Source organism: Acinetobacter sp. YH12069, from assembly GCF_013419675.1.
Taxonomy (GTDB): domain Bacteria; phylum Pseudomonadota; class Gammaproteobacteria; order Pseudomonadales; family Moraxellaceae; genus Acinetobacter; species Acinetobacter amyesii.
The window spans coordinates 233,098-246,293 of sequence record NZ_VOZS01000002.1 but is presented as its reverse complement, the minus strand read 5'-3'; the positions used below and the strand labels follow the sequence as shown (position 1 = coordinate 246,293).

General features: G+C 39.4%; 12 protein-coding genes. 9 read left to right on the top strand and 3 right to left on the bottom strand.

The features are described from left to right. The first annotated feature begins 136 nt into the window (after positions 1–136). A complete protein-coding gene (locus tag FTU16_RS01350) occupies positions 137–1,312 on the top strand; it encodes a sorbosone dehydrogenase family protein (RefSeq protein WP_180162528.1) in 1,176 nt (391 codons plus the stop codon). Positions 1,313–1,398: 86 nt separating this feature from the next. Here FTU16_RS01350 and FTU16_RS01345 read toward each other — a convergent pair whose 3' ends face one another. The 3 genes from FTU16_RS01345 to FTU16_RS01335 all read right to left on the bottom strand — a co-directional run bounded on the left by FTU16_RS01345 (position 1,399) and on the right by FTU16_RS01335 (position 5,694). Beyond that, complete coding sequence (locus tag FTU16_RS01345) at positions 1,399–2,652, bottom strand: YgcG family protein (RefSeq protein WP_180135992.1); 1,254 nt, start codon at positions 2,650–2,652, stop codon at positions 1,399–1,401. Between the two features lie 99 nt (positions 2,653–2,751). Next, positions 2,752–3,477, bottom strand: coding sequence for a folate-binding protein YgfZ (locus FTU16_RS01340; RefSeq protein WP_257227074.1), 726 nt, complete (start codon positions 3,475–3,477; stop codon positions 2,752–2,754). Between the two features lie 117 nt (positions 3,478–3,594). Then, positions 3,595–5,694, bottom strand: coding sequence for a multicopper oxidase family protein (locus tag FTU16_RS01335; RefSeq protein ID WP_180162527.1), 2,100 nt, complete (start codon positions 5,692–5,694; stop codon positions 3,595–3,597). Positions 5,695–6,286: 592 nt separating this feature from the next. Between FTU16_RS01335 and acnD the strand changes: the two genes are divergently transcribed. The 8 genes from acnD (at position 6,287) to FTU16_RS01295 (ending at position 12,746) form a co-directional block, all read left to right on the top strand. Continuing rightward, positions 6,287–8,905, top strand: a complete 2,619-nt coding sequence (gene acnD, locus FTU16_RS01330; RefSeq protein WP_180162526.1) for a Fe/S-dependent 2-methylisocitrate dehydratase AcnD — start codon at positions 6,287–6,289, stop codon at positions 8,903–8,905. Positions 8,906–9,080: 175 nt separating this feature from the next. Beyond that, complete coding sequence (locus FTU16_RS01325; protein ID WP_218948978.1) at positions 9,081–9,617, top strand: hypothetical protein; 537 nt, start codon at positions 9,081–9,083, stop codon at positions 9,615–9,617. A gap of 503 nt (positions 9,618–10,120) precedes the next feature. Beyond that, positions 10,121–10,576 carry a hypothetical protein gene (locus tag FTU16_RS01320; RefSeq protein WP_180162525.1) on the top strand — a complete coding sequence of 152 codons (456 nt, stop codon included), beginning with the start codon at positions 10,121–10,123 and terminating at the stop codon, positions 10,574–10,576. A gap of 170 nt (positions 10,577–10,746) precedes the next feature. Continuing rightward, on the top strand, positions 10,747–10,983 hold the full coding sequence (locus FTU16_RS01315; protein ID WP_143221616.1) for a hypothetical protein: 237 nt from the start codon (positions 10,747–10,749) through the stop codon (positions 10,981–10,983). A 127-nt stretch (positions 10,984–11,110) separates the two neighbouring features. Next, positions 11,111–11,686, top strand: a complete 576-nt coding sequence (locus FTU16_RS01310; RefSeq protein ID WP_111884815.1) for a DUF4126 domain-containing protein — start codon at positions 11,111–11,113, stop codon at positions 11,684–11,686. Between the two features lie 128 nt (positions 11,687–11,814). Next, positions 11,815–11,955 carry a DUF2569 family protein gene (locus FTU16_RS16660; RefSeq protein ID WP_180162558.1) on the top strand — a complete coding sequence of 47 codons (141 nt, stop codon included), beginning with the start codon at positions 11,815–11,817 and terminating at the stop codon, positions 11,953–11,955. A gap of 218 nt (positions 11,956–12,173) precedes the next feature. Then, on the top strand, positions 12,174–12,383 hold the full coding sequence (locus tag FTU16_RS01300) for a hypothetical protein (RefSeq protein ID WP_078191130.1): 210 nt from the start codon (positions 12,174–12,176) through the stop codon (positions 12,381–12,383). A 105-nt stretch (positions 12,384–12,488) separates the two neighbouring features. Further along, complete coding sequence (locus FTU16_RS01295; protein WP_180027257.1) at positions 12,489–12,746, top strand: hypothetical protein; 258 nt, start codon at positions 12,489–12,491, stop codon at positions 12,744–12,746. The last annotated feature ends 450 nt before the right edge of the window (positions 12,747–13,196 follow it).

Genomic DNA, 13,196 nt, shown 5'->3' with positions numbered 1-13,196 from the left:
GCAACAGCGTATGTGATTTAAAAAAACTTTAATTTTCAAAAGTATAATATTTTCTAAAAATATAAATTGAATAAAATAGATACAAGACATCTATGATGAATACAGATATACATGATTCATTGAGATGTATTTAAATATGAAAAAAATAAGCGCCATCTTGATCCTTGGTTTCGCCTGTTCAATGACCAGTTGGGCGCAACAACCCAAACTTGTACCGCATCCAATCCATTTAAAAAATGGCAAGCAGTTTTCATTAAATTTGCCTGCGCAGTATGAAATTATTCCTGCTGCCGAAGGTCTCAAACGTGTTCGTTTTTTTGCGCAAGCACCTGATAGCAGAATGTTTGTCACGGATATGTATGATCTAACAGATAATAAAAAAGGTACTGTCTATATATTGGATGATTGGAATGCTGACACAGGTAAATTTGGCAAAATCATTCCTTATCTGACCGGTTTGAGAAATCCAAATTCAGTTCAGTTTTATACCGATGCTCAAGGACAGGATTGGCTTTATTTGGCAGAAACGCACCAACTGACACGGCAAAAATTCAACAGAGGTGAAACTCAGCCTTCGGGTAAGGCTGAGGTTTTAGCGACATTTCCAGATTATGGTTTGAGTTATAAATACGGCGGTTGGCACCTGACTCGGACGATTGCTATTGGTGGGAATGGAAAAGTTTATGTGTCGGTTGGTTCGAGTTGTAACGCCTGTGTAGAAAAAGAAAAAGTGCGAGCATCCGTCATCGAGATGAATCCTGATGGTTCAGAGCAACGGGTGTATGCGGCAGGTTTGCGTAATGCTGTTGGGCTAAAATGGATCGGTAGATTTCTATTTGCGACCAATCAAGGTTCTGATCATTTGGGAAGTAAAAAACCAGATGAAACTTTTTATGCGCTAAAACAGGATGTCGATTATGGTTGGCCCGCATGTTATGCATGGCAGGGAAAAGTCTTGGTGGACTCTAAATTTAAACGTGCATCTGGCTGTAAAAATGTTCCATCGCCCTATGCTTATTTCCCTTCGCATTCCTCAGCACTGGGTTTTGATTATTTTGATCATCCAGACACAGATGACACCATCAAAAATTCTTTTTTAGTGGCCTTGCATGGCTCTACCGAAGAAGCGATTGGCCATGGCTATCAAATTGCAATTATGCGTAAAGGACAAAAACTTGAAACCTTTATGAATGGCTTTTTAGTCGGGAAAACGGTAATTGGGCGACCTGCTGATATTTATAAGATCGATGAAAAATCTTTTTATTTTTCGGATGATCGGGCAGGGGTGATTTACTATGTGAGAGAAAAATGAGTGATAAAAAGCCAAAGTTTTAGGCTTTGGCTTTGAGTGATTGGATTTTAAAAAATTAATCTTTAATCGCAACTTCGTTTTAGGTATTACCATGAACCCGATGCGCCGCCGCCGCCTGAGCTTCCTCCTGAATCTCGTGAGGAAGATGAGGAAGAACTACTTAAGCTGCTTCCTGATGAAGAACTGCTGCTTGACGATGAAGAGCTGTAACTAGAGGAAGAAGACTGACTTGATTTGCTCGTTTTATTGAAAGGATTTAAACGCTCATATTGTTCATCCAACATTTTTTGACGTGCTTTTTCTTGTAAATATTGATTATAAAAAGCGGTGAGATAGGTATTTTCAGTCCCTGCTCTGAATCGATATAAAAACACTGCATATCTTAATAAAAGTAAAATAAAACAAGTGGTTATAGATGTTAATATAATGAATGATATTTGAGGATAGAATTCGATGAAGTAAAAAATGCCGAAGCCAAATAAAGCAAAAATCTGAAGTGGTAAGCTGTATAAAATAGTTTTAAGTAATCTGTATGGTTCATTGAAGGGAAGAAATATAGTCAACATAAAAGGGGCATAAAGAGGAATAGATGCGCAAAGTAAAAATGCAATTTTTCCAAAATTTAAATAACCAAAAATCAAAAGATGAATAAAAATTTCAAAGATAAGGAGTCCAATAAAAGCACCTAAGGCACCATTAGTACCAAATTTAATAATCACTTTTGTGTAACACCAATAGAGTGGGATACACAATAAGAATGATAGAAATATTCCAGCTATTGTTTTTAGAATGTGATCTATTTTTTGATCTTCGTTTTTAGGTTTACCAAGAGTAATTGATTTATCTAGTAACTTTTTTTGTGTTTCTTTAAAGCCATTAAAATAGTCATTATTTTGGAAATTTGGAGCGAGTGTGTGTCGAATTATGCGCCCAGCTTCTAGATCAGTGAAATCTCCCTCTAAACCATAACCTACCTCGAACCGCATTTTACGATCATCTTTTGCAACCAAAAGTAGTAAGCCGTTATCGAGCTTCTCATTGCCAATTTTAAGTTTATTGAATATCTCAAGTGCATATTGATCAATAGGTTTTCCATTGGTCGAGGGAATCATCAAAATTTTAAAGTCGATATGCTTTTGCTGATAAAGCTGCTCGTTTTGCTTTTTCAATTGGACAATTTCATCGCGGGAAAGCGAGTTGGTTTGATCGACCACATTGCTATTTTTTAGCTCTTCCAATACTGCTGAATCTATCTCGGCATAAATATTTGGTGATATAAAACAACTGAAGAGAATGAGGCAATTCAATAAGAAAAAGCGAAATGGGAAAGGGATGAGCATTTTTATAAATCTTTATATTTTGTTGTAATTTTAAATAGTAATCAGAATAAGAGCCAAACAACTTTTGTAATTTGGCTCTTATTTTCAAAATTAAGATGCTTAAGCAGGACGCGCCACATCACCATTCAATGCTTCAGGCAAGGCTAAAACAGTTACATCTAACTCTTCTAAAGCTTCTGGACGAGCAACAACCAATGCTACATAACCATTATCTACAGCCGCGCTATTGACGACTTGTACGCCTTTATTCAGCTGTTCGCCTTGTGCAGGAGCAGTACCCGTGCCTTGAATTGCATGCAACCAAGCTTTTGGTTTGGCTTTAAACCATAAACGTGCAATCACTTCCTGACCCAAATAACAGCCTTTGTCATAGTGGACACCTTCACGCTGATGTAGACGTAACTCTTGTGGTTGGAACACATGTTCAATGGCTTGGTCGATATAGGCCTGACCCGCTTGAATCGCTTGAATTTCCCATGCTGCAACATCCGTCGGTTCCGAAGAAAATGTCGTTTCATCACTGACTAAACTTGGAAAAACTGTACCAGTTTCTTCAAGTTTCATCTTAGAAAATGCACCAAATTTTTTAATATGTTTGGCAAATTCTTCGGCTTGATCTGCCGTAGTGACAATAGAAAAACTTTCAGCACTGTGTTTGGTGAGCCATAAACCAAAGTGAATACGGCCTTTGAGGTCGCAGATTGCAGTATAACGTGTTGCATTTTCTTCAAGGCGTTTAACATGCAAAGTCACTTGCCCTTGTAGAAATTTTTGTGCATCGACACCGTTGAGAGAAAAAGATGTGAATGCCATAGACGTTGTCATGACCAGCCTCAGTATAAATTTTAGATATCATTAATCATGTTATTTTGCAGCAAGCCGCAGTGTTAGGCAAACAAAAAGCCCATATTGATATGGGCTTTTGTACAGCATAGATCGGTCTTAGTGACTGTGTGTCGGCATATCGCTTGCAGTCATATCTATAGTGGAATGATGTGAAGGCGGTTCACTATTACAATCATATTGGTCGCCACAAATACGCACGGTTTCCATCATGCCTTGATCTTCATGGTCTAAAATATGGCAGTGCAGCACGAAGTCGCCTTCAAATTTTTCGTACTTGCTGCGCACAAAGATTTTATAGCCCTGTTTGACGAAGAGCGTATCTTTCCAAACGCCTTTCATTCCATGATATTGCGAGTCAATATTTCCTGCACCATCTTTATCTGAGCTGCCGATGGCACTGACATCGACACCATTTTCATTCAATATTTTCACGACTTGGAATGGATTGACATGAATATGGAAGGGATGACTTGCAACATTACTGCTCAACTCCCACTCTTGGGTTTGCCCGATTGGAAGCTTGCGGACATAGCTATGGTGGGTATGGTCTTCATCGTGGTAGGCATCGCCAAAGCTGATCAAGGTACCTTCTTCGGCATGACGAATACCAAATTTAAAGCTGCCATCTGCATTGAACAGAATGTCAAAGTTGGTGATTTGCTTCGCCATCGTTTTGAGCATTTCATCGACTTCAGCAGTCATTAAACTCGCATGAGAGATAAAGGCTGATAAATCACCCTGTTCGAGCTGTGCAATCACTTCTGGTGCCAGTTTTAGTTGGGTGGCCTGAATTTTTAAGAAGTTAAACGGCGTTTGCTGCGGTAGTTGAGTTGCTTGCACATTGACCCAACCGAGGAGCTGTGTATTGAGTTTTTCTTCTGGTGCGCGACGAAGTAATGGACTTGATTCAGGCGCATTAATTTCATCTTCCAGATTGAGCTTGGCATCGTATACACAGTATTTATTGGTGGTCGGGAAAGAGAGCATGGCATCAAAGCGATAACCCGGCTGAAAAATTTCAATCCCTTGCTTTTGGATTTTTCCCATGGTCAAGCCGTCTTGTGCAAGGGTATACAACGGTAATGTTTTCAGCGTTTTAAACTGTGAAGACATCGACTTACTTTGATATTTTTGACATTCACTCAGGGTTTGCTCTGCGGTAAAGAGCGCAGAATCAGGTAGTTCTTTGATGGTCAAACCAATGGTGTCACGGATACCGCCGTGAATCATGCGCCAGCGGTGGTATTGGTTTTGATCTACCTTAATTTCACCAAACATTTTGCCATTGATACTGGTAAAACGATTTTCATCCGCCCATGAGGTGGGTATATCGAGTTTTGAATAATCTTCTAAGCTATAGATGCAGGGTGTACCATTCACTTGGCTTAAATTGCTGTCGCAATCTTCATTGTATTGAATCTGCTGGAACAGCATGATTTTTTCATGGTCATACTGCTGGGTTTTTTGATTTTTCCATAAGATGTCCAAATCTCCAGTCTGCTGAATTTGCCCCTGTCGAATGACGGGTTTTCGCTCTCCCTCAATAATCAAAGGGCCAGCCATGCCGCTTGAGACCTGAATCGCGGTTGAACCATGCACATGAGAGTGATACCAAAATGTTCCCGCAGGATGATTCGGTTCGATCTTAAATTCGTAATGAAAATCTTGTTGAGGCTTTAAGCTCAAAAATACGTTGTCACTATTTCCTTGCGGGCTAACCCAAAGACCATGTGTATGTAAATTTGTGGTGTTAAAACAGTTCCCTTGGTTAATATTGGTCACTGGACTTGGACAGGTCTCTGTCGATTCAACAGGGAGATGATTGACCAGATGAATTTTTAAATTGTCACCTTGTTTCGCACGAATTTGTGGGCCAACCAGTACATCAGAAACACTGCCATCGGTATTTTTTGAGTTCCAGAGTTCAGGTTTAGTCAGATAGCCTCTGACCTGTAATAGGTCATTTTCACCGGTTTCAGGGTCGTATAAGGCTTGGCGTTTATACGCTATCAGCAGTTCATGTTCACCTTGTGCATTGGCTTTCAAACGTGGTGGATTCGAGACGACAGTCGGTGAGTCCGCTTCCTCTTCTTGAATCGTCGAATCCGTTGTCGATTGGTCGTTGTCGCCACAGGCAATGAAGCTGAGACAGCTTAAGAGGCAGCCAGCCCCAATGATGGTTTTAAATTTTGTCATGATCTTTCCCCAAAGCATAATGACGGTAGAACAGTAGTCGCTGATTTATTTAGCTAAGGTTTTGTAAATATTGTGATTATTTTGGCGAGTACAGCGCATTACTGTGCTTGTATGTCGTGCTTTTATTATCTGAGAGAGGGGGGGATTCGACGCTATCCCTGCAAATAGGGATAAATTGAGAATTAAGATAAAATAAATAATAAAACCGTGTTTTGATTCACATTATGACTTTGAGGCGCAATGAGCTAATAAAATAATTTAATGCCTTGATTATTAAATACTAAAATTGATAAGACTGATTTTTAATCAATTTGGTTGATATTTAGATTAAATATTATGCAGTGCAATTTACCTTAGACTAAAGAATGAGGCGGATTTGCAGCTATTTTTCAAAAAAATTCATATTTAGAGCGAATATTCCAAAGTTAGTGTAACTAAATATTTCAAAAACCCCTATTTTTATATTTAACTATATGAAATATATGAGATTTGGGAAATGGGTTTTCGGCAGTGTAGTATGCCTATCGAACAAAGATGAATTGTCTATGAAAAAGACAACGCAAAAAAATGAAAGACCGAGGGCAGGAACGCTATGAACAACAACTACCGTAAACCGCTGCAAGGCACCCAGCTAGAATACTTCGATGTACGCCAAGCCGTAGAAGATATTCAGCCAGGCGCATACGCAAAACTCCCATATACATCTAAAGTCCTTGCAGAGCAGTTGGTTCGTAAATGCGACCCTGCAATCTTAGAACAGTCTTTAAAAGAACTGATTAACCGTAAACAAGACCACGATTTCCCTTGGTACCCTGCACGTGTGGTGTGCCATGACATCTTAGGCCAAACCGCATTGGTTGACCTTGCAGGTTTACGTGATGCGATTGCAGACCAAGGCGGCGACCCATCTAAAGTGAACCCTGTTGTTCCAACGCAGCTCATCGTTGACCATTCTCTTGCTGTAGAGTTTGGTGGTTTTGACCCAGACGCTTTTGAGAAAAACCGCGCAATTGAAGACCGTCGCAACGAAGACCGTTTCCATTTCATTGAATGGACCAAAACAGCATTTGAAAATGTCGATGTGATCCCTGCGGGCAACGGCATCATGCATCAAATCAACTTGGAGAAAATGTCTCCAGTGATTCAAAACCGTGATGGTTTAGCATTCCCTGATACCTGTGTGGGTACAGACTCACATACACCGCATACTGATGCATTGGGTGTGATTTCTGTAGGTGTCGGCGGTCTAGAAGCTGAAAACGTGATGCTGGGACGTGCATCTTGGATGCGTCTGCCAGACATCATTGGTGTAGAGCTTGTCGGTCAGCGTAAAGCAGGCATCACCGCAACTGACATCGTATTGGCTTTAACTGAATTCTTGCGTAAAGAACGTGTAGTCGGTGCTTATTTAGAGTTCTTCGGTGAAGGTGCAGACAGTATGTCTGTAGGCGACCGTGCAACGATCTCGAACATGACCCCTGAATATGGCGCAACGGCTGCGATGTTCTACATTGACCAAAACACCATTGATTACCTGACATTGACAGGCCGTGAAGCGGATCAAGTGAAATTGGTTGAAGGCTATGCCAAAGAAATTGGTCTTTGGGCGTCGGATATGACAGCGGCAGAATACCCGCGTGTACTACGTTTTGATTTATCACAAGTCACTCGTAATATTGCAGGTCCATCGAATCCACATGCACGTGTATCAACCGCTGATTTAAAAGCGAAAGGCATTGCAGGTAACTTAGAAGCGGCTAAAGCTCAGGAAGCTGAAGGTTTAATGCCTGATGGCGCAATCATCATTGCAGCAATCACCTCATGTACAAACACTTCTAACCCACGTAATACCGTGGCAGCAGGCTTACTTGCACGTAAAGCTAATGAGTTAGGACTTGTGCGTAAACCTTGGGTGAAATCATCATTTGCACCAGGTTCTAAAGCAGCAGCTTTATACCTAGAAGAAGCAGGTGTACTCGGTGATTTAGAAAAGCTGGGTTTTGGTATCGTGGCATATGCATGTACCACGTGTAATGGTATGTCAGGTGCTTTAGATCCAAAAATTCAACAAGAAATTATTGATCGTGATTTGTACGCAACTGCGGTACTTTCAGGTAACCGTAACTTTGACGGCCGTATCCATCCTTATGCAAAACAAGCGTTCTTGGCTTCGCCTCCACTCGTTGTGGCGTATGCCATTGCAGGGACGATTCGTTTTGATATCGAAACCGATTCACTGGGCAATGACAAAGACGGTAATCCAATTTACCTGAAAGACATTTGGCCGTCTGATGCTGAAATTGATGCATTGGTGAAAGAAGCGGTTAAACCTGAACAGTTTAAGAAAGTGTATATCCCAATGTTTGATTTGGGTGAGCGTGAAAAAGCGGCAAGCCCGTTATACGACTGGCGTCCGCAAAGTACTTATATCCGCCGTCCGCCGTATTGGGAAGGGGCATTGGCTGCACCGCGTACACTTGCAAATATGCGTCCGCTTGCGATCTTGCCTGACAATATCACCACAGACCATTTATCGCCTTCAAATGCGATCATGATGGATTCGGCTGCAGGTGAGTACTTACATAAAATGGGCGTGCCTGAAGAAGACTTTAACTCATACGCAACCCACCGTGGTGACCATTTGACTGCACAGCGTGCGACATTTGCCAACCCGAAATTGTTTAATGAAATGGTGGTTCGCTCTGACGGTACGATCAAGCAAGGTTCAAAAGCGCGTGTAGAGCCTGAAGGCGAAGTGATGCGTATGTGGGAAGCAATTGAAACTTACATGAACCGTAAGCAACCGCTGATCATTATTGCAGGTAAGGACTACGGTCAAGGTTCGAGCCGTGACTGGGCTGCCAAAGGTGTGCGCCTTGCAGGTGTAGAAGTGATTGTGGCGGAAGGTTTTGAGCGTATTCACCGTACTAACTTGGTGGGTATGGGTGTGTTACCGCTTGAGTTTAAAGCAGGGACTGACCGTAAAACTTTGAAGCTGGATGGTACTGAGCTGTATAGCGTGATTGGTAATATTGCACCGCGTTCTGACCTGACTTTGGTGGTTGAGCGTTCAACTGCTGATGGTAAAAATGAAATGATTAAAGTGCCTGTGACTTGCCGTTTGGATACCGAAGAAGAAGTGCATGTGTATGAAGCCGGTGGTGTGTTACAACGCTTTGCACAGGATTTCTTGGAAGGGAATGTGGCTTGATGTAATTCTTTAAATCCTCCCCCTTACGGAATATATTCCTCACCTTTGAAAAAGGAGGGAGTTCCCCTCTTTTAAAAGATGAGAAGTATTACTTCGCAAGGGGGAGATTAAAGTCATTGATATTGTTTAAAAAAGACCCTACATTTATGTGGGTTTTTTTAATAGATTAATTACAATGAAAATACTTAAAGATGATTTAAATTTTTTAATAAACATATCTGAAGAATTTTTTATGCAAGAAGATATTGTTAACAAATTAAATGGGTTTGTAGAGAATCAGATTAAAGGGTGGGAAATATGGCTTCAGGTTGAATTTGCTTTGTTTTTATTTAATCATACGGATGTGTCTGAAGTTGAAAGAGAAAAACGATATGAGTTAGATAAGCGGATGTCTAAAGATAAGGATATTTGCTCTATTGACTTTATGATCAGACAGAAACGAAAGCAAAGTTCAATACCTCTAGAAATTAAACAACATGAAAATGCGTCACATTGCATTAGGTATATGTTAAAAGATATCGAAAAATATGAAAAAGTTAGAGGATCTAGTACCACAACTGGTCGTTCACTTTGGTGTTTAGGTGTGCATCCAACTGTGGAAGAGGAATATTTAAATAAATTAATTAATGAAAATAAATTTAGAGATATAAATTCTGATTATATTTTTTCAAAAAATATTGAGGGTACTGATTTTAGTTTTACTTTAATTTGATGGCATTGTTTATTGGAAAAGAAGTATCTGTGAATGAAGTGGGTGGTTACTGCAACGCTATACACAGGACTTCTTGGAAGGGGAATAGCTTGATGTGATTCTTTTAATCTACACCCTTGCGATACAATGCATCTTATCTTTGAAAAAGGAGGAAGTTTGCAATTCTTTTAAAAGAAGGGGGGAGGGAGATGAAACTTGTTGATGTTGTTTAAAACGCTCTAGTGTAAATTGGGGCGTTTTTATTTTGTGGTTGAAAATGGAAAAATATCTAGATGTTGATGGGGTAACTCAGGCTTATTTGCTTATCGGATATGTGATACATAGGTATAAGAGTAAATTCGATAGCATATTTAAAATTTATATTTATAGTAATCGTAGTACAGGAGCTAATCGACTAGACAAAATTTAGTGAATAGCCAGGAATATAAGGGGTTTACACTTATATATTATGAAACATACAAAAAATGTATAAATAATTTATTAAAAATATTATAGAAGGTAATATGGGAAATAAGGAAATTTTTAAAAAAGTTTTAGAGTTAGAAGTTGCTATAAATGATTATTTTTTAAAACTAAATGAACACAGTATTTGGCTTTTTCTAGCAATAATTGGATGGCTTGGCATTCCTGAACAATATGGAAATATAAAAATATTGGCTTTAGCTGGTATCATCATTTTCTTTTTTTCATTACTTTCTAAATCTAAAGCTTGGATACTTGCTGGGAAAAAGTCTTTTAAAAATTTGATTTTGCAATATAGACGTGAAATTCAAACAAACAGTTTGTCTAAATTTAAAAAGGATAGAGCGTTATCTAAGTTGGATAACATAGAAAATCAGTATTTTAATTTTAGAAAAAAGGGTTTGAGTATTTTTTATAAAAATTATTGTTTCTTCTTTACCGTCATATTTTTGGGTTTAGTGATAATTACAGAATTTTATAGTCATAAAATTGGATGAAATTAGGATAAATTAGCATTGATTAAAATGTTTGGAAAACCAGTCTCATTTGATCAGCTATTTTAAGGTTTTGGTGCAGATGCCAGATGACTTTATTGCAAATGGATAATTGGCTCAGCAAATCGCTGTAAACCCACCAAAATTTCCAAGCGAAATTATGCTTTGCCTAAATGCCATTATCAATTGTCGAAATGACCAATAGACATTCATCACAAGAGGGTTATACTGAATCTACCATTTCTAAAAACACATGGAGAACAAAAATGGTTACTGCTGGTCAAAAACCCGGAACAGGCTTCTATTTTTGTGTTCAATGCGGACACCGCGTCTACTTAGAAATTGGTACTGATCGTTTACCACCGTGTACCAAATGCCAAGGCAATCAATTTAACAATAAGAATGCCTAAGCTGCAAAACACTAACAGTTATCCGCTGTTTAGAAAGAAAAGCCCTATCACTCGATAGGGCTTTTTGCTAACGTATAACACTGCATATATAAAAACAAATTGCACATTTAACTGTTCGGAGAAGCCCATGGAAACAATATTAGGACTGTGTATTGGTATTGGCTTAAGTGCTGCTTGTGGCTTCCGTGTCTTTGTACCTTTATTGGTGATGAGTGTTGCTTCCATTTTAGGATTATTCGAACCGATGAAAGGATTCGAATGGTTGTCTATGCCTGCGGTTTGTATTGGCTTAGCAATTGCGACTGTCTGTGAAATCGCCGCGTACTATATCCCTTGGGTAGACAATGCCCTCGACACTATTTCAACACCCGCAGCTATGATTGCAGGGACGATTGCCACAATGGCAGTAAGCTCAGGTGAAATGTCACAGTTTGCCAGTTGGGCGGCAGCAATTATTGTCGGTGGTGGTACAGCAACAGCAGTGCAAATGAGTACCGTCGCTGCGCGTGGTGTATCTACCGCAACCACAGGTGGCGTTGCAAATCCGATCTTATCTACAGGGGAATGGATTGGCGCGGCTGTCTTGTCAGTATTGGCCTTTTTAGTCCCATTTTTTGTGGTGATCTTAGTGATTGCGATCGTGATCTGGTTGGTTCGCCGTATTCGCCAAAAACGAACTGTACAGGTCGATACCCCTTTATAAACCAGTCAAGATTTCACTCTAAAATGAATCCATCTTTTAGAGTGAGTGATCTGCGTGTTTGCTTAATAAATATAGAAATAAAAATCCGAAACTGAGTTTTTGGCAGCGTTTGATAAAGATTATAAAAAATTATAAGAAGTGCTACTGATACAGAAAGCATCATACAGTTAGCGACGAGTACTATGGGTTGTCTGATTTGGATGCCATATTTGTTGATGTCAGCTCGAGTGAAAAATTCCTTTACTCAACATTCAAAGCACTTGGCTTAAGCGCAAAAAATACTATCGAGCAATTTCACCTATCCGTCCTAAAAGAGCAGATCATTCTGCGTTTAAGTCATCCAAGAGACGGCTAAAAAAATCTTTAAAATTCGGTTGATTTTTAAACAATAAAGGCATAATTTTAGTATGTGATTATAAATCACATACTTTTTATATGGATTTATTTAATCTTTGAATTTTATAAAAAATAATGAGGGGAATGGTAGATGATTAAATTTATAGTCGATGAAAATGCCTTAACCAATGGCTCGCATTTAATTCACAATGGTACGCAAGGATGCGTAGACATGCCGCAATTTGACCAGCAAATATTGATTGGTTATTTTGCCAATTTCGAACTCGCTTATAAGCGTGCACGAATGAGCTGGCCAACAGAAAAAGTTGTCGGTTGCGATAAATGCTGTAGTCAAAGCTAGAAATTCAACATGCATTAACCTTGAAATAAAGCTGTATATCCAAGAAAAATGGCGCAGAAATTGCTAACTAAAAAAGGTAATCGCGTTATGAATAGGATATACAGCATGACCACAGAAACCATCCGTTCTACAAAATATCCAGCAGAGGCGCATGCCTATGCAGCATGGCCTTTGATCCTGATCATCATTGGTGGTGCGATTGGACTGGTATATGCCGTGATTGCATATCTGATCAATCTCAAAATATATGCATCAGACCTCAGTCGAATGAATAAAATTTTGGCCAATTTACTCTGTGGCATGGCGGCATGTAGTGGTTGGTGGTTTAGCGCACACTGGGTACAAAGCTATTTAGCTCATTGACCAATACCTCGTTGAATAGATCAACCCTAATATCGGCAGAACACGGATAGGCTTAGATCTCTACTCAGAGGACGATACTTTGTGAGTCGTGTTCAACCTAGATGTATGAAGTTAAGGGGGATGAATGCTCAGTGGCTATACATTTTAAGTTTGACGCTGTATTTGCACGTTTGAGCTGTTGTAAAAGAAAATTTTCTTATAATTGGACAAATCTGCAGATAAAAAACGCTGAAATGAGCTGAAAAGATAAAATATCCTGCTAAATCTAAAATGGCTGAAAAAATTTGCTGAATTTGTGGAAAATTAGAAAAACTTAGGAAATTAATCCCGATGCCCTTTGGTTAAAGTATATCTCAAGGGTGTGATAGAGATTGAAAAGAGTAGCATGCTGTCAGTGGTGCAAAACACGCGTACAGTACTCACCCAAAAGGTCTCGATTCAGCTTAGGAC

What these genes read in the sequence shown, in the direction of transcription:
- acnD (WP_180162526.1), top strand. Translation starts at nt 6,287, where the DNA reads ATGAACAACAACTACCGTAAACCGCTGCAAGGCACCCAGCTAGAATAC.
- FTU16_RS01345 (WP_180135992.1), bottom strand. Translation starts at nt 2,652, where the DNA reads ATGCTCATCCCTTTCCCATTTCGCTTTTTCTTATTGAATTGCCTCATT.
- FTU16_RS01350 (WP_180162528.1), top strand. Translation starts at nt 137, where the DNA reads ATGAAAAAAATAAGCGCCATCTTGATCCTTGGTTTCGCCTGTTCAATG.
- FTU16_RS01310 (WP_111884815.1), top strand. Translation starts at nt 11,111, where the DNA reads ATGGAAACAATATTAGGACTGTGTATTGGTATTGGCTTAAGTGCTGCT.
- FTU16_RS01325 (WP_218948978.1), top strand. Translation starts at nt 9,081, where the DNA reads ATGAAAATACTTAAAGATGATTTAAATTTTTTAATAAACATATCTGAA.
- FTU16_RS01300 (WP_078191130.1), top strand. Translation starts at nt 12,174, where the DNA reads ATGATTAAATTTATAGTCGATGAAAATGCCTTAACCAATGGCTCGCAT.
- FTU16_RS01315 (WP_143221616.1), top strand. Translation starts at nt 10,747, where the DNA reads ATGCCATTATCAATTGTCGAAATGACCAATAGACATTCATCACAAGAG.
- FTU16_RS01320 (WP_180162525.1), top strand. Translation starts at nt 10,121, where the DNA reads ATGGGAAATAAGGAAATTTTTAAAAAAGTTTTAGAGTTAGAAGTTGCT.
- FTU16_RS01295 (WP_180027257.1), top strand. Translation starts at nt 12,489, where the DNA reads ATGACCACAGAAACCATCCGTTCTACAAAATATCCAGCAGAGGCGCAT.
- FTU16_RS01340 (WP_257227074.1), bottom strand. Translation starts at nt 3,477, where the DNA reads ATGACAACGTCTATGGCATTCACATCTTTTTCTCTCAACGGTGTCGAT.
- FTU16_RS01335 (WP_180162527.1), bottom strand. Translation starts at nt 5,694, where the DNA reads ATGACAAAATTTAAAACCATCATTGGGGCTGGCTGCCTCTTAAGCTGT.